The sequence below is a fragment of the Paractinoplanes bogorensis genome, assembly GCF_018829635.1.
Classification (GTDB): domain Bacteria; phylum Actinomycetota; class Actinomycetes; order Mycobacteriales; family Micromonosporaceae; genus Actinoplanes; species Actinoplanes bogorensis.
In genome coordinates this window covers 224,046-244,558 of record NZ_JAHKKG010000005.1, presented here as the reverse complement: position 1 = coordinate 244,558, position 20,513 = coordinate 224,046, and the positions used below count along the sequence as shown (strand labels likewise).

Genomic DNA, 20,513 nt, shown 5'->3' with positions numbered 1-20,513 from the left:
GTCGTCGCGGCGCCACACGGGGTCACGCCGCCGGACACTCCGGGAACGGCGTACCGCCGCACGGGCCACGCGGCCGGACGCTCCGGGAACGGCGTACCGCCGCACGGGTCACGCGGACGGGTGTTGCGTGGTCTGCTGGGACTGTGACGATCACGGTGGTGACCCGCTTCCCGGTTGACGACGCCGAGCTCAGCCGGCTGCACGCGCGGGCCTTCGGCGGTGATCCGCGGCTCGTGACACCGTGGGCGGATCGGCTCGCCCGGCACGCGCTCACCTGGGTCGGCGCCTTCGCGGGCCCACGGCTGGCCGGCTTCGTGCAGGTCGCCTGGGACGGCGGCGCACACGCGTTCCTGCTCGACACCGCGGTCGACCCGGACCGCCAGGGCGAGGGCATCGGCGTCAATCTGGTGCGAGCGGCCACGGCCGAGGCGCGGGCCGCCGGCTGCGAGTGGCTGCACGTCGACTTCGAGCCGCACCTGGAACACTTCTATGTGGACCGATGCGGATTCCGCCCCACCCGTGCGGGCCTGATCCCGTTGGCGTGAAGTGGCTGCCACACTCTCCGGATGGACAACGGGGAGAGTTGGCGTCCGCCCGGGTTGCATCAGGTGGCGCAGTTCGGTGGGGCGCCCGAGGCCGTACGGCAGCAGATCGCCGACGCCGCTGACATCGACCACGTGTGGTGGGGCCGGACGGCGTTGTTCGACGCGGTGATCTGCCACCAGTGGGAGGTGGCGCAGGCGCTGGCCGCGGCGGGCGCGGACATCTGGCGCGAACAGGTGGGTGGCTGGTCCGCTGCCCGGCTGGCCCTGGCCGGCCCGGTCCCGCAGATGTTCGAGCCGTTCACCGGCGACCGGGCGCCCGCCGCCCTCAGCGCCGGCGAGCAGGAGGCGGTGGCACGGGCGGCCCGGATCATCGCGGTGTTCCGCGGTTTCGACCCGTTTGCTGCGAGCTTCGCCTGCATAGCCGGCATCACCGCGGCGGACGCCCTGCGGCGGCTCGGGGCCGAGTCCTTCGACGTCGAGGATCCCGAGGAGGCGTGGCAGGAGCTGGGCGACCCGGAGCCCTCGGTCGTAGGCATCACCGACGTGCCCGGCGGCTGCGTGGTCGCACAGCAGTCCGGATACGCGGCCTCGACACCAGCGGTGATGGAACGACTGACCGCGGGAACGCACGGCTACGGCATGTTCTCGAATCCCAAGAGCGGCAACCAGGGCACTATTTTCCGCAACAGCGAGAACCCGGCGTGGGACCTGCACCCCGGCGGCGGCGGTGTCCACCCCGGCGACGACGCGGACGAGGTGCTGCGGGTCTTCCTGTACCGCAGTCACGCACTCGCCTACTGCGCCGACTTCGCCGGGCTGGAGCCCGTGGACAGGCGCGCTTTCGCCGGCCCACCCGACATCTTCGCCGAGCTGCCGGCCATCGATCTCTGGCGGCGTTCCTGACCACCACCGCCCTGACGACGGGTCAAGGCCAGATCCAGGGCTTTCCCGTACGCCGCGTCTGCCGCCCCGGCCATCCCGGGCGTTCACGGTCGACGTCACCGGGAGGCTGCCGGGGCCCGGCCGACGGGCCGGGCCCACCGTGCTCGACGACGCCACCCGCGCGCGTCGGCTCGGCGGCGCGCAGTATCCGGCCCGGGACAGCGGGCGCGTCGGCTCGGCGGGCCGCACAATCCGGCCCGACACAGCGAACGCGTCGGCTCGGCAGCCCACACAAACCAGCCTGAGACAGCGCGCGCGTCGGCACGGCGGCCCGCACACTCCGGGCCGAGACGACGGGCGCGTCGGCTCGGCGGGCCGCGCGGCCTGGTCGGGGACGCGGGAACGTCCCGGCGGCCGCGCTACGGCCTTTCGGCTCACTCAGGTCGCGGTGTGCCTCGGGTTCGGGGCTCGTGCGGTTGTCGGAGGCGTCGAGGCGTACGGGAAAATCATTGGGCTGCTCTCCGGATCGCGGCCGTTGCAGCCTCTCGTAAGCGCCGCCGCCGCTCCCGGCGCGCGCGGAGACCGGCCGGCACGATCGGCGCGGACAACGGACGACCCGGAACGCCGCCGCCCGCCGTTCCACGACCGGCGGCATTAGCCGTCTGGACCGGCGAAGCAGGCGACGAAAGCACGGAGCCCGAAGCAGCCGAGAGCACAGCGGATGCGGACGAGGCCGGGGCAAGAGTGGCGGTCATGGCAGAGAAGTTAGACCGGGGGTGTGACACTTTTCCGCCGGACGTGAGGCAGACTCGCGGGCATGTCTGTCATGGCTCGCAGCGTCCACGACCTGACCGCGTACGCGTCGGAGAACCGGGTGAAGTACCTGTTCTTCTGGGGGCACCAGCCGGAACGGGACGGCAGCGTCGGCGCCGGATGTCTCAGCCAGTGGTGGCCGTCGTCGTTCGAGGCGGACGGGGAGGAGTTCGCGAGCGCCGAGCACTACATGATGTGGCGCAAGGCGGTGCTGTTCGACGACGACGCGATGGCCGGGCGGATCCTGTCCGCGCCGCATCCCAAGGTGGCCAAGACGCTGGGCGGGCGGGTGTCCGGTTTCCGTCAGGAGGTGTGGGACGCGCACCGCTACGAGATCGTGGTCAGCGGCAACCGGGCCAAGTTCGGGCAGCACGACGCCCTGCGCGACTTCCTGCTCACCAGCGGCGACCGGGTGCTGGTCGAGGCCAGCCCGCTCGACCGCATCTGGGGCATCGGGCTGAGCCGGGACGATCCGGCGGCGGCCGATCCGCGGCGCTGGCGGGGCACCAACCTGCTCGGGTTCGCGCTCATGGACGTCCGGGAGTCACTCGTAACCGTCGGTCACGGTCAGGCCGGGGATCGACTCGGCGCCGTGGAACTGCAGCAGGCGGAGCAGCACGGGTGAGCAGCCGACGACCTGCATCGGGCCGAGGGTCGCCGCCGAGTGCAGCAGGACGCGGGCCGCGGCGGTGTCGGCGAACCGGAGTGCGGTCACGTCGAGGGTGATCACCGGGCGGCCCTCGCGTTCCCGGTAGGCCTCCTCCACCATGGCCTTGAGGGCGTGGCGGTTCGACATGTCGGCCTCGCCCGAGAGCCAGAGCCCGTACGGCTGCTCGGTCGTCCTGATCCGGAGTGAGGTCTCCGGGTCGAAGGGCAGCAGGGGGCCGGCCGCTGCGGGGTGCGAGAGCGCGAGGCGCCTCAGTTGCAGCGCATCGAAGACTCTCCGGTCGTACGCGCAGACGCCCATGATGTAGCCGTCGGCGAAGTTCTTGTTGACCCGGCCCTCATACCATTCCAGCCGCTCGGCGCCGGGCACGCCGCGGGTCGCCCAGTTCATGTCGCCGACGACACGCAGGCCGAGATAGCCCTCGGCGCGGGCCCGTTCCTTCTCGCCGTGCCAGAGTTCGAGGGTGCCCTCGGCGTCGAACCCGCCGCCGGCCAGGTAGCTGCTCTCGGGTGTCGCGGCCGTCAGCTGACCCGAGCCGAGGACCTCGCGGACGCGCACGCCGCGACGTTCGAGGGCGGTCACGACGATGTCCGGGTCGTCGCCGGAGAAGACGACCTTGTGCCGCGCGAGGAGACCGCCGTGCAGCACCCCGACGATCTCGTCCAGTCGGACGGTGTCGTCGTCGATCGTCCAGCACACGTGGTCACCGAGTTCGAGGCGGTCCAGCAGCGCCACAGCCCTCTCTCCTTTACGACTGTCAAGGCGCCGTCCACCGTACGCTTCGAACCGCTTCCCGCGCGTTACCTCGCAGGGGTGACATCGTCAGCTGCCGGCGTCGTCAGGTGCCGGCCACCCAACTCGGATGGGCGGCCGCGAATGCGCCGACCCGGTCGTTCTTCGCCGCCTGGAACAGGGCGAGGCTGTCCGCGCTGAGGATCTGCACACTCCCGGCACCGGGGACCGTCGCACTGTTGAACTGGCCGGCGTTCGTCTTCAGGGTGACCAGCTTCGACGGGTCGAGGTTGCGCATCGCGAACACCCAGTCCTCGAGGGAGACGCCGCCGCCGTCGACCGTGACCGCCTTGCCCACCGCGGTCAGCAGGCCGGGCAGCTTGGTCGGCGAGTCGAGACCCTTGCTCACGGTCTGCTCGAGCACCGCCTTGAGGAACTGCTGCTGATGGCGCTGCCGGCCGTAGTCGGCGTCGTGGTTGGCGAGCAGGTCACGCTGGCGGACGAAGTCGAGCGCGTCGGCCGGGGTGAAGCAATGGTTGCCCTGGGCGTAGAAGTTGGCCGTCACGCCCTTGATCTTGTGGTTGACCGTGCCGTCGGAATTGAGCGCGTACGGGGCGGCGCTCGAGCCGTCGGCCCGGTGCCCGACGTGGATCGAGGTGGTGTCCTCGTCGACGTACATGCAGACTTGGCCCAGCTCGGTGACGATCTGCTGGAAGCCCTCGAAGTCGACCACCGCGCCGGCGTCGGGCGTGATGCCGGTCAGTTTCTCGACCGTGAGCGACAACAGCTGGAAGCCGTGGGTGAGCGCTGCTGTGCCGGTCAGACCCCTGCTCCCGTACGCAAAAGCGGCGTTGATCTTGTTTTTGCCACCTCGGTAGGACTGGGCGCCGTTGTCGTAGGCCGGGATCGACACGTAGCTGTCGCGGGGCAGCGAGATGAGATAGGCGTGCTGATGATCGGCCGAGATGTGCAGCAGGATGATCGAGTCGGAGCGGGTCGGGTCGCCCGGCTTCGCGGTGGCGCGGCGGTCGATGCCGACCAGCAGAACGTTCTTGGCCCCGGAGACCGACGCATGGGTGGCCGTCGGCGCGGCCGAGCCGAGCAGGTCGGCCTGCGGGATGGCGTCGGCCGCGGCGTGCACGGTCGCCCGCAGCGCGATGATCGAGCCGCCGCTGACCAGGGCCAGGGCGACGCCGACGCCCAGGCACCAGCGGGCCCATCGAGGTTTCCTCACGTCGGACAACGGTGCTCCGGCCGGCTCGGAGGTCGCTGAAAGTTCACTGTCGGGTCGCTGAGTTCGCTTCCGCGTTGCCTGGGATTCACCGGTCCGCAGCCGGGCCGCCCTAATGTCCGGCCAGTCATCCGGCAAATCGGTAAGCAGGTAACCAAAGCATGGACGTCAGCGTCGTCATCCCGACGTGCAACCGGCCGGACCTGGCCACCCGCGCGGTGCGCAGCGCCTTGGCCCAGACGCATCGCGACCTCGAGGTCATCGTCGTCATCGACGGACCGGACGACGCCACCGAGGCGGCGCTCAAGGAGATCGACGACGACCGGCTGCGGGTCCTCGCCCTACCTTCGCGGGGAAAAGCGCCCAATGCCCGCAATCAGGGTGTTCTGGCGGCTTCGGGCCAGTGGGTGGCGCTGCTCGACGACGACGACGAGTGGATGCCGGAGAAGATCTCGGCGCAGCTCGCCCTCGCCGCCGGCGCCACCAGGGCGCTGCCGATCGTGGCGACCCGCATGATCAGCCGGACGCCGCGGGCCGACACCGTGATGCCGCGCCGGCTGCCCGCGCCCGGTGAGCCGTTGAGCGAATATCTGACCGTACGGCGTGGCCTGTTCTACGGCGACGGGTTCATCCAGACGTCGACCATCATGGCGCCGACCGAACTGCTGCGGCGGGTGCCGTTCACGGTCGGGCTGCGGCGGCAGCAGGAACTCGACTGGACGCTGCGTGCCCTGCAGCACGACGACGTCGAACTGCTCTACGCACCGGACGCGCTGGTGCTCTGGCACCAGGACGAGAACCGCGACCGGATCAGCCTGCACAATCCGTGGGAAGAGCAGCTGGAGTGGGTCCGGTCCAGCCGGAAACTGTTCACTCCGCGCGCCTATGCTGCGGTGACGATGAGCGTTATCAGTTCGATGGCCGCTCCGACGCGCAGTTGGAAGGTCGCGCGGGAGCTTCTGAGCGAAGCGCGCACCCACGGGCGTCCGGGGGCGATCGATTACGTCACCTTCGCGCAGATCTGGGCCTTGCCGCCCAACGTCCGTCATCGCGTACGGGATCTGGTGGTCGGACGCCGTTCTTCCCCGGCCGTTCCAGCGGCTTCCCCGGGTGACAATGCCTGAGCGGAAGGTTGCCGTCTGGCGCAGCGCGATGATCTCGGGGTCCGAGACGTTCATCCGCAACCAGGCCGACTCGATGACCCGGTGGCGGCCGGTCTACCTGGGGGCGACCAAGGTCGACTCGCCGCTGGCCCGGGACTCCGACCTGATCACGTACCCGTCCCCGGACGACCGGCGGGCCTTCCTCCGCCTGCGGCTGGCCGGGAGCTCACCCCGGTTGCGCGCTTTGCTGGCGAACGAACAACCCGCGCTCGTTCACGCGCATTTCGGCGGTGACGGCTGGCTGGTCAGCGGCGAGGCCAGGCGCCTGGGGATCCCGCTGGTGGTCACCCTGCACGGTCACGACGTCAGCCGGCAGCCGTCGAGCCCGGGCGCGCTCGGTGTCCGCTACCGCCGCAACCTGCGCAGTGTCTTCCGGCGGGCGCACAGCCTGATCGCCGTGTCCCAGGTCATCCGGGAGCACGCGATCAAGTGGGGCGCCGACCCGGCCAAGGTGCGCGTCCACTACACCGGCGTGCCGATCCCCGCCGCTTTGGAGACGGCCGCGGAAAAGCTGTGGGACGTGGCCTTCGTGGGCCGGTTCGTCGAGAAGAAGGGCGCCGACGACCTGCTGGCCGCGCTCTCGACGATCGACGGCGTGAAGGCTCTGTTCATCGGCGACGGCCCACGGCTGGACGAGATGCGCGAATATGCGCGTTCGTTGCGCGTCGACGCCACTTTCCTGGGCGCCCGACCGGCCGGTGAGGTGTACCGCGTGCTCGGCGAGACACGCATCCTGGCCGCACCGTCGCGCACGGCCAGGGACGGCGACAGCGAGGGCCTGCCCACGACGATCGTCGAGGCGATGGCGCTGGGCCTGCCCGTGGTGTCGACCAGGCACAGCGGCATCCCCGAGGCGGTCGTCGACGGCGGCACGGGCCTGCTCGGCGCCGAGGGCGACCGGGAGGCGCTGGCTTCCAACCTGCGCAAACTGCTCGACGATCAAACCCTGCAGGCTTCCTTCGGTACGGCGGCACGGGCGCGAGCCGAGGCCGAGTTCGACGTCGTCAAGCAGAGCCGGCGCCTGGAAGACCTATACGACGAGATCGCCTGATCCGGGCCTGACAGCGCTGGTCGAGCCACGCGCGGAGCGCAGCGAGACGAACGACTGGTCAGACTGACTTCTCGATCAGCTCCACCGTTGCCCGGGGATCGTTCACCTGGACGACGAGGCGTGCGTACTGCTCGTCGCGCAGCTCGATCACCACGGCTTTGGACGGATCGCGGACGTCCCAGAACACCTTCTCGCCGTCCAGGTGGAACGTTCCAGCCGTGATGACACCGGGGACGTGCGTGCCAGGTGCACGGATGCCCTTCTCCTCGTTCACGATGCCGGGATCGATCGTGGCGCCGCGGACGTTCGTCAACGGGATCGTCAGGCTGCTCTTCAGCGCCCACAGCCTGTCCAGTCCGGACATCTCGACAACCAGATCGGCGCCGTCGATGCGTACGTCTGCCATGGGTTCTCCTCAGGTGGTGGCGCTTGCCAGGTGATGGCGCGCAACAGGTGGTGGGACATGTCAGGGGGTGGGACGTGTTAGGGGGTGGGACGTGTCAGGTGGTGGCGCACAACAGGTGGTGGGACGTGTCAGGGGGTGGCGCTTGCCAGGTGATGGCGCGCAACAGGTGGTGCGGCGCGTCAGGGGGTGGCTCGTGCTCGCAGGCGCTCGCCGAGCAGGGTGGCGGTGGCGGCTGGACCGCCCAGAGCTTTGTCGAGGTCGCGCAGCGCGGCGTCGACCAGCGTGGCCACCTCGGCGTCGACGGGGGCACGCTCGGCCATGGCCAGGAGGAGCAGGTCCAGCTCGGCAGCCGTCAGCTCCTGGCTCAGGTAGTGCTGGAGTGCGGCCAGGTAGAGGCCCCGCTTGCTGCCGAAGACCTTGTAGAGGCTGTTGCGGTGCACGCCCAGGTGGCTGACCAGATCGTCGACGGAGACGCTGTCGTAGGCCCGACCGGCGAACAGGGTGACCGCCGCGCGGACCACCTCGTCTTCGTCGAAAGCTCTCGGCCGGCCCATGCGAACAACGCTAGCCGGTTTAGGAACGATCAGTCAAGAACGAGTGTTCCTTAACCCTATCCTGGACGCGATGAACATCCTCGAACAGCTGATGGTGCGCGCTACGGACGATCCGAGCGTTCGCGGCGTGATATTGACCGGGTCGCATGCGCGTGGGCTGGCCACCGAACATTCCGACTACGACGTCACCGTGGTCATCGACGAGCCTCGTCCGCCGAGTGGCGAGAGTCCGCGGAGCGGGGAACCTTGGGAGCGTGAACGCGGCAGCACGCTGGATCTGGTCGCGTTGACGACGGAGCAGCTCGCCGACACGAGCGTGCTCTGGCAGCGCTACGCCTACCGCGGCGCCCGCGTGTTGCTCGATCGTGGCGGGATCGGGCGGCTGGTCGAGCGGCAGGCCACCCCGACGGACGACGAGGCGCGCGAATGGGCCCGGGAGTATCTGGACGGGTACGTGAACCAGCTGTACCGCGCCGTGAAGAGCCGCCGCGACGGGCATCCGGGGGCCGCCCTGCTCGATGAACAGGAAAGTGTCGGCTGGTTGCTGGCGACGGTGTTCGCTTTGCACGGGCGGGTGCGGCCGTACAACAAGTACCTGGGGTGGGAACTGACCACCTATCCGCTGCCGGGGGTGTGGAACGAACTGCTCGCAGTGGACAACATCGCTCATCATCCGGTCGAGCTGTTTCCCGCCGTCGAGCACCTTGCCCGCGCGAACGGTCATGGCGACCTGCTGGATGGATGGGGCACGGACATCGAGCTCATCCGGGCGGCTGCCCGATGACACCGGAGCGGCGATAGTGCCGGAGACGGCACAGGAGCTGTCCGCGGAACGCCGGTGGCGCTGATCGGCGAAGCTGGTCCGGCGGCGTAACAACAGGCTTCCGGCCGGACAGGTAGGGGTGTGAGGACTCTGAAACCGGACCGGGAGGCGCGCTTCCGGGCGCTCTATGCCGACGCGTACGCCGACGTTCTGGCTTTTGCTCAGCGGCGCGGCCACCCCAGTCACGCCGAGGACGTCGCCGCCGAGGCCTTTCTCGTCGTGTGGCGCCGGTTCGATCAAGCGCCGCGGAGGCCGGACGAGGTACGGGCGTGGATTTTCGGGATCGCCCGGAACTGTCTGCTCAACGCCCAGCGTGGCAGCGGGCGGCGGGACGCTCTGGCCGTCCGCATCGCCACCCTGAGCCCGGTCCCCGGCGGTGAGCACGATGACGACACTGTCGCGCTGCTCGATCTCGCCGCGGCCTGGAAACGGCTCACCCCGGCCGAGCAGGAGACGTTGTCCCTGAACGTTTTCGAGGAGCTGACCTCGGCCCAGGCCGCTCGCGTGCTGGGTATCAGCGGGGCCGGCTATCGGATCCGGCTGATGCGCGCCCGACGATCCCTGCGCCGCCACCTCGACCCGCGCCCAGCCGACGAACAGCCGAAGAACGCGCAATCAGCCAACCCGGGGCCGGCAAACACGCAACCAGACGACACACGACCGGCCAATGCGCAGCCGGCGAACGATCAGCGCGCACCCGCGCATCCCCTCCGCCACCAGGGGACGGCGACCAGCCCGCGACCGGTGGACGACGCGATGATGGAGGCCCAGCCGTGAAGGCCCTCGACGCCGCCACCCCGCCCACCTTTGAGCAGTACGCGCGGGCCGCCGACACGCTCGACCGGATCGTCGCCACACCGCTCGAGGAGAGCGAGCGGAGCGAGACGAGCAAGAAGAAGCAGCTCCGCACGTGGATGCTTGTTCCGGCATTGGCTGCGGCGGCCGCCGTGCTGTTGGTTCTGGCGCCGTGGGGCCGGAGCAGCCGCGCCTACGCGACTTGGACGCCGGTCCCGGTGCCGCTGTCCGCCGACGAGAGCGGACTGGTCGGGCCCGCCTGCCGGAAGCAGTTGAGCGGCTCGGCCTACCTCGACCTCGATCACGCGCGGCTGGTGCTGGCGGAGCGCCGGGGCGAATACGTCGCCCTGCTGTACCGGACCGAAAACCCGGACATGGCCGGGTTCTGCCTCGCTCACAACGTGCCCGGCACCAACGATGTCGACGAGGTGAAGTCGGGCAGCGCGGGCGGTTCGGGGCCGGCGGAGACCACGCCCGCCGGACGGTTCACCGAAGGGGCGCTGGCCTCCTTCCCCGCAGCGTCGATCACCAATGGGGCGGCCGGCGTCGGCGTCACCGGGCTGACCATCCACACCGGCGGCTTGACCGTCGAGGCGACCGTGCGCGACGGCCGGTGGGTCGCCTGGTGGCCGGGCCAGGCCATCGCCAAGGACGAGGAGGGCGAGTGGCGGGACGTGCCGCGCACCTATGACGTGCTGATGAACGACGGCCGGGTCATCAAGAACGCACAGCCGGCGTCCTGACGAGCGACGGCCAGGCCATCAAGGACACACAACCGGCATCCTGACCAGCGACGGCCAGGCCATCAAGGACACACAACCGGCATCCTGACCAGCGACGGCCGAAGAACGAGCCGCGGGGCCGGCGCTAGGCGGCCAGGGAGTGGGCGACCCGGCGCAGGAAGTCGTGGTTGGAGGCGGTACCGCGCAACTGGTCGAGCAGCTGACGCATGGCGTCGGGGGTGCCCAGCACCCGCCGCACCTGGGTGACGATGGCCAGCTCGGCCGGTGACAGCAGCGTCTCGTCGTGGCGGGTGCCGGTCGAGGACAGGTCGATGGCCGGGAAGATGCGGCTCTCGGCCAGGTTGCGGTCGAGTTTGAGCTCGGCGTTGCCGGTGCTCTTGAACTCCTCGAAGATCAGGTTGTCCATGGCCGAGCCGTTCTCGACGAGCGCGGTGGCGATGATGGTGAGCGAGCCGCCGCCCTCGATGTTGCGGGCCGCGCCGAGGAAACGCTTGGGCGGGTAGAGCGCCGTGGAGTCGAGACCGCCGGAGAGCGTACGGCCGCGGCCCGGTGCCATCAGGTTGTAGGCGCGCCCGAGACGGGTGATCGAGTCGAGCAGCACGACGACGTCCTCGCCCCGCTCGACCAGGCGCTTGGCGCGTTCGATGGCCAGTTCGGCCAGGGCCGCATGCTCGTGCGGCGGGCGGTCGAAGGTGGCGGCGATAACTTCCCCTTTCACCGTACGGGCGAAGTCGGTGACCTCCTCCGGCCGCTCGTCGACGAGCAGGACCATGAGGTGCACCTCGGGATTGTTGTGGGCGACGGCGTTGGCGATCTCCTTGAGGATCGTCGTCTTGCCGGCCTTGGGCGGCGCCACGATGAGCGCCCGCTGGCCCTTGCCGATCGGCATGGCCAGGTCGATGACGCGGGTGGTGAGCAGCTTGGGGTCGGTCTCGAGGCGCAGCCGCTCCTGCGGATAGAGGGCGGTGAGCTCGTAGAAGCCGGGCCGGCGGCCGATCGGCTCGTCGAGCTGGAGGGTCGCGGGTTTGCGTCCGGCGATTTTGGCCAGGCCGGTGACCCGGTCGCCGCGGCGCAGGCCGAGACGGCGGATCTCGTGCGTGTTGACCGGGATGTCCTTGGGGCCGGGCAGGTAGCCGTCGAGGCGGAGCCAGGCCCGGTCGTCGACGATGTCCAACAGGGCATCGACCGAGATTTCGGAAATGTCGTTCATAGAGGTACTCCTGAGGAGGGAGGGCGGCCACAACGGGCTCGCGGGGGAGGCCGCAAACGAGCGACCGGGGACCGCGAAAGGATCGCGGTGAGGATGAAACAGCGCCGGGATGATCACGGCGGAAGGTGGCAACCGGGGGCTGAGCCACGACCGGTGCTGACGCCAAGATAGCACCCGCCCGGCGAAGATCACAGCACCGGCACGCGACACGACACCTTCCGGACACCACGGGTTTGCCTCGCGGTCGTCTGCCCGGTGTGGAATTCGGCGTGCACCACGCAAACCACTACTACGGCCACAGCCACGTCCTGGCCCGCTACTGCGGCCTCGACGACGCCGATCCCCCGCGCATCCAGGGCTATCTGCAGCACGGCTGGAACATCGGCGACGGTATGGCTCCCGACCACGAATACGTGCCGGGTGTCGCCAAGTTTGTCTGGTCCGAGCGGGTGCGGCGCCGGGCGTGGTCGCTGGGCCGCCGCGAGGTGTACGTGACCGGTGCCCCCTGGGCCTATCTGGTGGCGATGACGCCCGATCCGGGTGCGCGCCGCGAGGGCACGATCTGGTACCCGTTCCACGGCTGGGAGGGCCAGCACATCGTCGGGGATCACGACTCGCTGATCGCCGAGATCCGGGACACCGAGACCGGCCCGGTCACCGTCTGTCTCTACTGGCAGGAGTTCCGCGACAAGCGGGTGCGGGCACTGTACGAGCGGGCCGGCTTCCGGGTGATCAGTCACGGGTACCGCGGGGGCTGGTGGAAGGACCTCGACCCCGGTTTCCTCTACCGCCAACTCGCCGAGCAGCGCAGACATTCCCGGGTGGCGTCGAACCGGCTGTCCAGCGCGATCATGTACGGCACGCTCGCGGGCTGTGAACCGGCCGTCTACGGTGACCCCATGCAGCTGGAGGGCGAGAAGTCGGCGTTCGGCGGGCAGGCGAGGATCGTCCGGGAATGGCCGGAAATGCACGGCAAACAGCTTGACCTGTCGCATGCCCGAGCGCTCGCCACGGCCGAGCTCGGCGCCGACCGTCTGCTGCCGCCGGCCGAGTTGCGCCGGTTGTTCCAATGGCCGTCGTTGCGCGAAGATCCCGATTTCGAGCTGACCGGAGTGCTGACCCGATGATCACCCTGATCGGCGGCGAGATGCTGGCCTGGTCCGACCTCGACGGCAGCCACGGCCCGGCCCCCGCTTCGGGCGACGCCCTGCGATCAATCATTTCCCAGGCTTTCGGCCGTACGCTCGTAGTAGGCCCACACGCGCAGTCACTGATACCGGCATCACCCGACGTGACCGTCCTGGTTCGCGGCAACGCCGACGTCGACGCCTACCCGGGCGTCACCGTGCTGTGCGGCAGCCTCGAGAAACTGGCCGCGTCGCCCGCCTACGACACGATCGTCGCCCTCGACGGCCTGGGGCGGCTGCACTCGGCCGAGGCCGCGCCGTACTCCTGGGACGAGACCCTCGCCCAGCTCCTGGCCCTGCTGGCGCCGGACGGCCGCCTGCTGCTGGGCTTCGAGAACCTGTTCGGCGTCCACCGGCTGACCGCACTGCCGGCCGCCCCCGCCGACGCCGACTGGGTGGTGGCCGACGACCACGACCCGGCCCGCCCGGCCGGCCACGCCCGGTGGCTGTCCCGCCTCACCGACGCCGGTCTGACCGTCACCGCCGACTACGCCGCGTATCCGTCGCTGACATCACCGACCGTGCTGCTGGCCCGGGCCGCGCGGACCGAGCCCGCGATCGCCGGGGCACTCGAAGCGGCAGTGGCCGCCGCGGTCCGCCCCGATTCCGATTCGCTGACGGACCCGGCCCGCCTGGCGACCGCCGCCGTACGCCACGGCCTGACCGCCGAGCTGGCTCCGGCGTGGTTCGCCGTCGCCACCCGCGAAGCCGCCGCCACCCGCGAAGCCGCCGCTCAGGGAGCCAGGGCCACCCACGACGCCGCCGCTACTGAGGAAGCCGGGGCCATCCACGAAGCGGCCGGGGCCACCCGCGAAGCGGCCGGAGCCACCCGCGAGGCCGCCGTCCGAGGAGCCGAGGCGCCCGAGGCGGTGATCGGCTCCCAGGTTGTCCGGATCGCTGATCTTCCCCGAGGCCGCACCCTGCAGGATCACCTGCTCACCGCGGCCCAGCGCCGCGACCTGCCCGAGATGCGCGACCTGCTCACCGCGTGGCAGTCGGGCGCGGCGGCCGGCGTCCCGGCCGCCCACGTGATCGTGTCCGCCCCGGTCGGCGACCAGCCGAGGCCGGCCGAGCTGATCCCCCACGCGCCGGGCGGGGACGCCCTGGTCGGCGACCAGCCGGGGCCGGCCGAGCTGATCCCCCGCGCGCCGGGCGGGGACGCCCTGGTCGCGCTGCGCGCTTTCGCCACCGAGGCGATCACGGCCGGCTACGCCCACCTGTGGCCGATCCAGGCCGACGAGGCCGAACTCACCGCCGTGCTGGCCGGCATGACCGGTCGCGAGCTCGAACCCTCCGAGGTCCCGCCCGCTCCCCCGCGCCCCGCGCACGCCGTCGGCGACCTGCTGGCCGACCGCGACCGCCTCACCCGGGAGCTGTCCGAGGCCAAGGCCAAGCACGAGTGGTACGAGTCGATGCTGCGCGGCCGCGAGGCCGAGCTGAAGCGGGTCCGCCAGATGAACGCGCTGCTCTCCGCCACCGTCCCCGGCAAGGCCGCGACCAGCCTGGTGGGTGGCCTGCGAGCCGGCAAACGGGCCGTACGGAAAATGGTCCGTCGCGGCCGATAAGAAAAGAGGCAGCCGGCCGGGAACTGCGATGGTGTCGTAAAGCCGTCCGACCGGTGTCTGTTCGGACAATGGCGTGGCGGCCGGGGCGGAGCAGAATGGCGTTCGGGATGGGTGCCTATCCCCGCCAGGAGGCATCCGTCCCCTAGACGCGAAGCGGGCCGGAGTCGCCAAGACTCCGGCCCGCTTGCATCAAAGGCTGCCCTACGGGACGGCGGGGTAGTCGGTCACGAAGACCGGCTGGCCCACCTTCGTCATGTCAGCGGCCGCGCCCTCCCCGTTGACGACGTGGTTGATCACGCCGGCGCTGAGGTTGACGGTCATGATGTGGTGCAGCTTCACACCGGGGCGCTTCGGGACCTCGAATCCGTTCTCGGTCTCGATCGCCGGGTTGTTCTGGTTGAAGACGTAGACGCCAGCCCCGTACAGGGAGTGGTTCTTGACCTTGTCTCCGACCTTGTAGCCGGCGTACCCCTTGGTCTTGCCGTTCATCCAGTCGGCTTGCGTCGGCGGGTCGTACGGCAGTTCGTTCTGGTAGAGCACGGTGGTGCCCTTCTCGCCGTTCCAGACGGTGTTGTACTTCTGGAAGTGCTCGACGAAGAGGCCCGTCGCGGTCACGTTGTCGCCGTTGATCACGGCGCCGTAGCGGCCGGTGTTGGTGCGCCACCGCTGGGTGTCGCCGTTCACGCCTTCGGTGAAGCCCTCGACGCCGTGGTCACCGCGCCACACCCAGGTGTGGTCGATGAGAACGTTGTCGCTGTTCACCTCGAGCGCGGTGTCGACCTTGCCGATGTGCGGGCCGCCCACCCGGAAGTAGACGTCCGACAGCGTGGTCGGGTTGGAGGCCGAGCTGATGCTGAAGCCGGGGGTGCCGACCTGCAGCAGGTTCTTCGACTCCTTGGTGCCGGCGTCGATGGTGACGCCCGCGATGATCACTCCGGGAACCCCGGCGACCTTGATCGGCGTGACCCCGTTGACCGCGGTCAGCGTCGCGTGACCGATCCCGAGCACGACCTGGTTCGGGCGCAGCACGTGGATGGTCTGGTCGATGTTGTAGACACCCGGCGTGAACAGCAGGTTCTTGCCGAGCAGCAGCTGCGCGTTGATCAGCCACTCCGGGTCGGACGGCTTCGCGACGAAGAAGTCGCTCAGCGGGATCGTCCGGCCGCTGGTCAGGTCCTCGTCCCAGCTGACACCGCTGGTGTTGCGGTGCGCGCTCGGCACGCGGACGTTGTACTTGCCCTTGGCGTCGACGAACAGGAACGGCTTCTCCCGGCTCAGCGGCGTCTTCTCCAGGGTCGTGTACGGCGTGCCCGGGAAACCGGCCTCGGAGGGCGCGCCCTCGACACCGGCGAAGACCTGGTTCCACACCGCGTTCGACCAGTTGGTGACCTGGCTGTTACGGGTCAGCCACTGCTGCTGCGAACCGTTGGTCACAGCGCCGAACTTGGAGTCGGCGATGAAACCACCACTGGCGTACTGCGGGCCGGCGGTGCAGTAGTCCATCAGCGTGAAGCCGCCGTCCACGTTCAGACGACGCAGCGACACGGCCTGCGACACGGCCCAGAAGTTGGCGCCGGCGCGGCACCCGTCCTGACCCGCTCCGTTGACCTTGATGGACAGGTTCGACAGCGTGCGCCAGAAGTTGACCAGCGCGAGGCAGTTGCTCGTGCCGCCGTCGGCGAGGCAACGGTTGTAGACCTCGACCTTGCCGTTGATGACGACGTCGTTCGGGGACGCACCGAGACCGGAGACCTCGGTGTAGTAACCGACCTTGATCTGCAGCGGCTGGGCGTCGGTGCCATAGGTGCCCGGCTTGAACAGGAAGGCGTATCGGTTCGTGCCCATCTCGGCGTCGACCTGCTTGGCGTACGCCGCGTCCAGCTTGGCCTGGATCTCGGCGACGGGCGTGCTCGGGTCGAAGATGGTGACGTTGGTGCCGAAATTAGGTGCGGCTGCGGCGGCCGCGGCGGGAGCTGCGGAGGCGGGCGCGCTGGCGAGCGCACCCACGGTGACCGCGGTGAGCCCGACAGCGAGAATCCGCCGCAGGTGCCGTCGACCGGCAGATTTCGTCATGCGCAGGGGTCCCTTCCTGTAACGGGGAAGCAACAAACTGGATCACAGGAAGCTATAGACCGGTCCGCATGTCAAGTGTCCACATCGGAGTCGGGTGCCGCATTCGCACAGGCTTCGGACATCTCGCCGCGGTTCCGGAACGGATGCTGCCCGAACAGCCCCTGAGCCCGCATGTTCGGCCCCGAAACCGGTACCGGAGGTCAGCCGGTACCGGTTTCGGCTTTTTTGATCAAGAAGTCACGCTCGGTAGCGGTCGGGGCCAGTTCCGCGGCGTGCGTGAACTCGCGGGCGGCGGCCTCGTGGTCACCGAGCCGTCGCAGCATCTCGCCCCGCGCGGCGGGCAGGTGGTGGTTACGCGGCATTTGTTCGGTCAGGCCTTCGAGCAGTTCCAGAGCGGCTTGCGGCCCGTACGCCTCCAGGACCGCGACGGCCCGGTTCAGCCGGACGACCGGCGAGCCGGTCAGGTCGTCGAGCTGCTGGTACAGCGCGGCGATGGACACCCAGTCCTTCTGATCGACGGCATGGTGGGCGGCGATCAGTGCTTGCAGCCGATACGGGCCGTCCTCGACGCCGGGCGTGGCCAGCAGGATCAGCGCTTCGGCGATCTCCGCGGCGTTCCATTCCGTACGGTCCTGGTCGGCCAGAAGCACAAGCTGCCCGTCCCGCCGCCGGGCGCGCCGCCGCGAGTGCTGCAGCAGCATGAGCGCGAGGAGTCCGGTCGTCTCGGGCTCGGCCGGCAGCATCCGGGCCAGCCGGATCGCCTCCCCCGCGACCTCGTCCCGATACGACCGGTAGCCCTCGGTGAAGAGCAGGTACAGCACGGACAGCACCGCCGACACCCGCCCGGGCAGGTCGTCCGGTGCCGGGAACCGGACCGGGATGCCCGCCGTCCGGATCTTCTGCTTGGCCCGGGTGAGCCGAGCGGCCATCGTCGTGTCCGGGACCAGGAACAGCCGGGCGATCTCGGGCACGGTCAGGCCCGCGACGAACCGGAGCGTGAGCGCGACCCGCGACTCCTGGCCCAGCGCCGGGTGACAGCAGGCGAACAGCAGAGCGAGCGAGTCGTCCCGCTCCGGCGCCTCCCCCGGCGACGTGATCAGCAGCGGCAGATAGCGGACCAGCGTCTCCTCGCGCCGCCGCCGGTCCACCGCCCGCCGCCGGGCGACCGACAGCAGCCATCCGGCCGGGCGCCGCGGGACGCCGTCGACCGGCCACTGCTGAGCGGCGGCGGCGAAGGCGTCCTGCAGCGATTCCTCGGCCAGGTCGAAGCTGCGCAGCTCCGCGACCAGGGTGGCCATCAGCGGCCCCCGGTGCTCGCGGAAGGCGGCCTCGACCAGGCTCATCCGGCCGGGTGCTCGACGACCGGGCGGACCTCGATGATGTCCTCGACGGTCGCGAGGTGGCGGGCGAACTCCAGCGCCTCGTCCAGGTCACGCGCCTCGACCAGGTAGAACCCGCCCAGCTGCTCGGCCGTCTCGGCGTACGGGCCGTCGGTCATCAGATGCTCACCACCCTGCACCCGTACGGTCGTCGCGGTGTTCGACAGGGCCAGCTCCTCGCCGCCCCGCTCGGCGTCACGCGACGCGAGCAGCTCGGAGAACCGCCCGTGGGCCGCGTACACCTTCTCCCGGGTCGCCTCGTCGGCCTCGGCCCAGCTCTTCTCGACCGAGTACATCAGCAGCGCGTATTTCATGTCGCCTCCCTTTGATCAAGGATCCTTCACCCGGTCGTCGCGCGTGACCCGCGGAAATCGACAACGCCCGCAGGTGATTCTTAAGCCGATCACAAGTGGGGCCCGGCAGAGTCGTCCGTGTCGAGAAACGGATGACCGAAAGGGAACACCATGAACACGTCGTGGGAGGCGCTGCGCCGCCGGCTCACCGGCGCGCCGGCACTGCCGGGCGACGCCCTGTACGCCCAGCTGGCGACGGGATTCAACGTGGCGATCACGGCCAAGCCGGCCGCGGTCGTCGAGGCCCGGGACGCGCAGGATGTCGCCGAGACCGTCCGGTTCGCCGCCGCCACCGGACGGGCGGTCGCCGTGCAGGCCACCGGTCACGGGCTGGCCGACACCTATGACGAGGCGATCCTCGTGCACACCGGCCGCCTCGACGAGTGCGTGGTGCACGCCGAGGAGGGCTGGGCCCGGGTCGGCGCCGGCGTGCGCTGGCAGCAGGTGCTCGACGCGGCAGCCCCGCACGGGCTGGCTCCGCTGGCCGGTTCCGCACCCGGCGTCGGCGTGGTCGGCTACACCACCGGCGGCGGTCTCGGCCCGGTGGCCCGCACGTACGGCTGGGCGTCCGACCGCGTCCGCGCCGTCGAGCTCGTCACCGGCGACGGCGTCCTGCGGCGGGTGACCGCTTCCGACGAGCCCGACCTGTTCTGGGCGGTCCGCGGCGGCAAGGGCGCGCTGGGTATCGTGACCGCGCTCGAGTTCGACCTGATTCAACTTCCTTCCCTGTACGCCGGTGCGCTGTACTACGCGGCCGCCGACGCCCCCGCCGTGGTCCATCGCTGGCGCGAGTGGTCGTCCACGCTGCCACCCGAGGCCACCACGTCGCTGGCGTTCCTGCAGCTCCCGCCGATGCCCGGAGTCCCCGAGCCACTGGCCGGCAAGTTCACGGTCGCCGTGCGCTTCGCCTGGACCAGCTCGGCCGAATCGGGCGAGGCCGTGCTGGCCCCGATGCGCGCCGCCGCGACCCCACTGATCGACGCCGTACAGACCATCCCGTACGCGGCCCTGGGCATGATCCACGCCGACCCGGTCGAGCCCATGCCGGTCGTCGAGGAGACGGACCTGTTCTCGTCGTTCCCGCCCGAGGCGGCCGACGCGCTGCTGGCCGTGGCCGGGCCTTCGTCGGGCTCACCCCAGGTCATGGTCGAGGTGCGCCAGCTCGGCGGTGCGTTGGCCGCGCCGGCTCAGCACCCGTCAGCTCTGTGCCATCGGGACGCGGCGTTCTCCCTGGTCATGATTGGGGTGCCGATGCCGCCGGTGGCCCCGCACGCTTCGGGTGTGCGGGAAGCTCTCGGTCCCTGGCTGACCGGCGGCGCGTTGCCGAACCTGAGCTCGGCCACCGGCGCAGAGCGGATCGCCCGCTCCTACGATCCGGCGACGCTGTCACGGCTGACGGCGCTGGCGGCGGAGTACGACCCGGCCCACGTGTTCCGGGTCGGCCAGGTGCCGGTCCGCTGACCGGGTGTGCCGCGGCCTGGCGGGGTCGCGGCACACTCATCCAGTTCGCCGGAAATTTGACGGGGCGTGCGGAGATCCTCACCCTCCGGTTGCAGCATCGGGCGAGCCTCGGTAAGGGGTAGAGCTAGCACCACTCCTGAACGACTGGCTCGCACCATCGAAACGGGCCTCCACCATCCGTACGGTCGAAGGAACTGGCCGAAGGAGGAGACCACGATGCTGGACCGCTTGATGCCCCTGATCTCCTCGCCGTGGCTGTATGTCGTGGTGTTCGCGATCGTGGCCATCGACGGCTTCATCCCGGCCATGCCGTCCGACCCGGTGGTGATCGGGCTCGGCGCGCTCACCGCCACCGGCTCGCCCGACCTGCTGCTGCTGGCCCTGGTGGTGATCGCGGGCGGCATGACCGGCGACCGGATCGCCTATCTGCTGGGGCGCCAGGCCGGGCACCGGATCCGCAACCCCAAGCTGATCCAGGCCAGGCAGAAGGCGGAACACGCATTGCGACGCTTCGGCGGTCCGGCGATCCTGGTCGGGCGTTTCCTCCCGTACGGGCGCACCGCCACCGCCATGACATCCGGTTCGGCGTCGTTGCCGCGCGGATGGTTCCGCCTGTGGTCCGCCACGGCCGGCGTGGCGTGGGCCGTCTACGCGCTCGGCCTGGGCCGGCTGGGCGGCGAGACGTTCATCGAGTCGCCGCTGCTGGGCGCCGCGTTCGGCATGGCCATGGGCATGGTCGTCGGCGTCACGCACTTCGTCGTCACCAAGATCGCCGCCCGCCGCCGACCGCCCGCGCGGGTCGAGCCGCCGGTCCGCGAACCCGTCACGTCGGGCTGCCCCACCCCCTGACGGATGATGGTTCCGGGTGGGACGGTCGGCT

20 protein-coding genes are annotated in these 20,513 nt (G+C 70.3%); 12 read left to right on the top strand and 8 right to left on the bottom strand.

The window, feature by feature from the left end; all coding sequences use genetic code 11:
• The first annotated feature begins 143 nt into the window (after window positions 1-143).
• The 3 genes from KOI35_RS16545 to ybiA all read left to right on the top strand — a co-directional run bounded on the left by KOI35_RS16545 (window position 144) and on the right by ybiA (window position 2,865).
• A complete protein-coding gene (locus KOI35_RS16545; RefSeq protein WP_215788349.1) occupies window positions 144-545 on the top strand; it encodes a GNAT family N-acetyltransferase in 402 nt (133 codons plus the stop codon).
• A gap of 21 nt (window positions 546-566) precedes the next feature.
• A complete protein-coding gene (locus KOI35_RS16540) occupies window positions 567-1,448 on the top strand; it encodes a DUF6461 domain-containing protein (RefSeq protein WP_215788348.1) in 882 nt (293 codons plus the stop codon).
• 796 nt (window positions 1,449-2,244) lie between these two features.
• Window positions 2,245-2,865: a riboflavin biosynthesis intermediates N-glycosidase gene (gene ybiA / locus KOI35_RS16535; protein WP_215788347.1), complete on the top strand. Its 621-nt coding sequence runs from the start codon at window positions 2,245-2,247 to the stop codon at window positions 2,863-2,865.
• Here ybiA and KOI35_RS16530 read toward each other — a convergent pair.
• Together KOI35_RS16530 and KOI35_RS16525 are read right to left on the bottom strand one after the other, a co-directional pair.
• The gene (locus tag KOI35_RS16530; protein ID WP_215788346.1) at window positions 2,785-3,642 is read right to left on the bottom strand and encodes an MEDS domain-containing protein; all 858 of its coding nucleotides are present in this window, start codon (window positions 3,640-3,642) and stop codon (window positions 2,785-2,787) included. The genes ybiA and KOI35_RS16530 overlap by 81 nt on opposite strands.
• 103 nt (window positions 3,643-3,745) lie before the next feature.
• Window positions 3,746-4,873, bottom strand: coding sequence for an LCP family protein (locus KOI35_RS16525; protein WP_308121030.1), 1,128 nt, complete (start codon window positions 4,871-4,873; stop codon window positions 3,746-3,748).
• A gap of 158 nt (window positions 4,874-5,031) precedes the next feature.
• On the opposite strand from KOI35_RS16525, the gene KOI35_RS16520 reads away from it, so the two are divergent.
• Both KOI35_RS16520 and KOI35_RS16515 read left to right on the top strand, forming a co-directional pair.
• Window positions 5,032-5,994: a glycosyltransferase family 2 protein gene (locus KOI35_RS16520; protein WP_215788344.1), complete on the top strand. Its 963-nt coding sequence runs from the start codon at window positions 5,032-5,034 to the stop codon at window positions 5,992-5,994.
• The gene (locus KOI35_RS16515; protein WP_215788343.1) at window positions 5,987-7,084 is read left to right on the top strand and encodes a glycosyltransferase; all 1,098 of its coding nucleotides are present in this window, start codon (window positions 5,987-5,989) and stop codon (window positions 7,082-7,084) included. The genes KOI35_RS16520 and KOI35_RS16515 overlap by 8 nt, the downstream gene beginning before the upstream one ends.
• A 58-nt stretch (window positions 7,085-7,142) precedes the next feature.
• On the opposite strand, the gene KOI35_RS16510 is transcribed toward KOI35_RS16515, so the two are convergent.
• Window positions 7,143-7,490, bottom strand: a complete 348-nt coding sequence (locus KOI35_RS16510) for a hypothetical protein (RefSeq protein WP_215788342.1) — start codon at window positions 7,488-7,490, stop codon at window positions 7,143-7,145.
• 179 nt (window positions 7,491-7,669) lie between these two features.
• Window positions 7,670-8,044, bottom strand: coding sequence for a TetR/AcrR family transcriptional regulator (locus tag KOI35_RS16505; RefSeq protein ID WP_215788341.1), 375 nt, complete (start codon window positions 8,042-8,044; stop codon window positions 7,670-7,672).
• A 70-nt stretch (window positions 8,045-8,114) separates the two neighbouring features.
• On the opposite strand from KOI35_RS16505, the gene KOI35_RS16500 reads away from it, so the two are divergent.
• The 3 genes from KOI35_RS16500 (at window position 8,115) to KOI35_RS16490 (ending at window position 10,405) form a co-directional block, all read left to right on the top strand.
• Window positions 8,115-8,828, top strand: a complete 714-nt coding sequence (locus KOI35_RS16500) for a nucleotidyltransferase domain-containing protein (RefSeq protein WP_215788340.1) — start codon at window positions 8,115-8,117, stop codon at window positions 8,826-8,828.
• A gap of 120 nt (window positions 8,829-8,948) precedes the next feature.
• The gene (locus tag KOI35_RS16495) at window positions 8,949-9,644 is read left to right on the top strand and encodes an RNA polymerase sigma factor (RefSeq protein WP_215788339.1); all 696 of its coding nucleotides are present in this window, start codon (window positions 8,949-8,951) and stop codon (window positions 9,642-9,644) included.
• Entirely contained in the window at window positions 9,641-10,405 is a 765-nt protein-coding gene (locus KOI35_RS16490) for a hypothetical protein (protein WP_215788338.1), read from the top strand. The genes KOI35_RS16495 and KOI35_RS16490 overlap by 4 nt, the downstream gene beginning before the upstream one ends.
• Window positions 10,406-10,529: 124 nt before the next feature.
• On the opposite strand, the gene rho is transcribed toward KOI35_RS16490, so the two are convergent.
• Window positions 10,530-11,732 (bottom strand): transcription termination factor Rho, encoded by a 1,203-nt coding sequence (gene rho, locus KOI35_RS16485; RefSeq protein WP_438870603.1) that lies wholly within the window; start codon window positions 11,730-11,732, stop codon window positions 10,530-10,532.
• A 152-nt stretch (window positions 11,733-11,884) separates the two neighbouring features.
• Here rho and KOI35_RS16480 point away from each other — a divergent pair, with 152 nt between their 5' ends.
• Both KOI35_RS16480 and KOI35_RS16475 read left to right on the top strand, forming a co-directional pair.
• A complete protein-coding gene (locus tag KOI35_RS16480) occupies window positions 11,885-12,742 on the top strand; it encodes a hypothetical protein (RefSeq protein ID WP_215788336.1) in 858 nt (285 codons plus the stop codon).
• A complete protein-coding gene (locus KOI35_RS16475; protein WP_215788335.1) occupies window positions 12,739-14,367 on the top strand; it encodes a hypothetical protein in 1,629 nt (542 codons plus the stop codon). Before KOI35_RS16480 ends, KOI35_RS16475 begins: the two co-directional genes overlap by 4 nt.
• A 201-nt stretch (window positions 14,368-14,568) precedes the next feature.
• Here the strand turns inward: KOI35_RS16475 and KOI35_RS16470 are convergent, their stop codons facing one another.
• The 3 genes from KOI35_RS16470 to KOI35_RS16460 all read right to left on the bottom strand — a co-directional run bounded on the left by KOI35_RS16470 (window position 14,569) and on the right by KOI35_RS16460 (window position 18,133).
• Window positions 14,569-16,440 (bottom strand): pectate lyase-like domain-containing protein, encoded by a 1,872-nt coding sequence (locus KOI35_RS16470; protein WP_215788334.1) that lies wholly within the window; start codon window positions 16,438-16,440, stop codon window positions 14,569-14,571.
• A gap of 200 nt (window positions 16,441-16,640) precedes the next feature.
• Window positions 16,641-17,783, bottom strand: a complete 1,143-nt coding sequence (locus tag KOI35_RS16465) for an RNA polymerase sigma factor (RefSeq protein ID WP_215788333.1) — start codon at window positions 17,781-17,783, stop codon at window positions 16,641-16,643.
• Window positions 17,780-18,133, bottom strand: coding sequence for a YciI family protein (locus KOI35_RS16460; protein ID WP_215788332.1), 354 nt, complete (start codon window positions 18,131-18,133; stop codon window positions 17,780-17,782). The genes KOI35_RS16465 and KOI35_RS16460 overlap by 4 nt, the downstream gene beginning before the upstream one ends.
• Before the next feature lie 150 nt (window positions 18,134-18,283).
• On the opposite strand from KOI35_RS16460, the gene KOI35_RS16455 reads away from it, so the two are divergent.
• A complete protein-coding gene (locus KOI35_RS16455) occupies window positions 18,284-19,633 on the top strand; it encodes an FAD-binding oxidoreductase (RefSeq protein WP_215788331.1) in 1,350 nt (449 codons plus the stop codon).
• Between the two features lie 216 nt (window positions 19,634-19,849).
• On the top strand, window positions 19,850-20,482 hold the full coding sequence (locus KOI35_RS16450) for a DedA family protein (protein WP_215788330.1): 633 nt from the start codon (window positions 19,850-19,852) through the stop codon (window positions 20,480-20,482).
• Window positions 20,483-20,513: the final 31 nt, after the last annotated feature.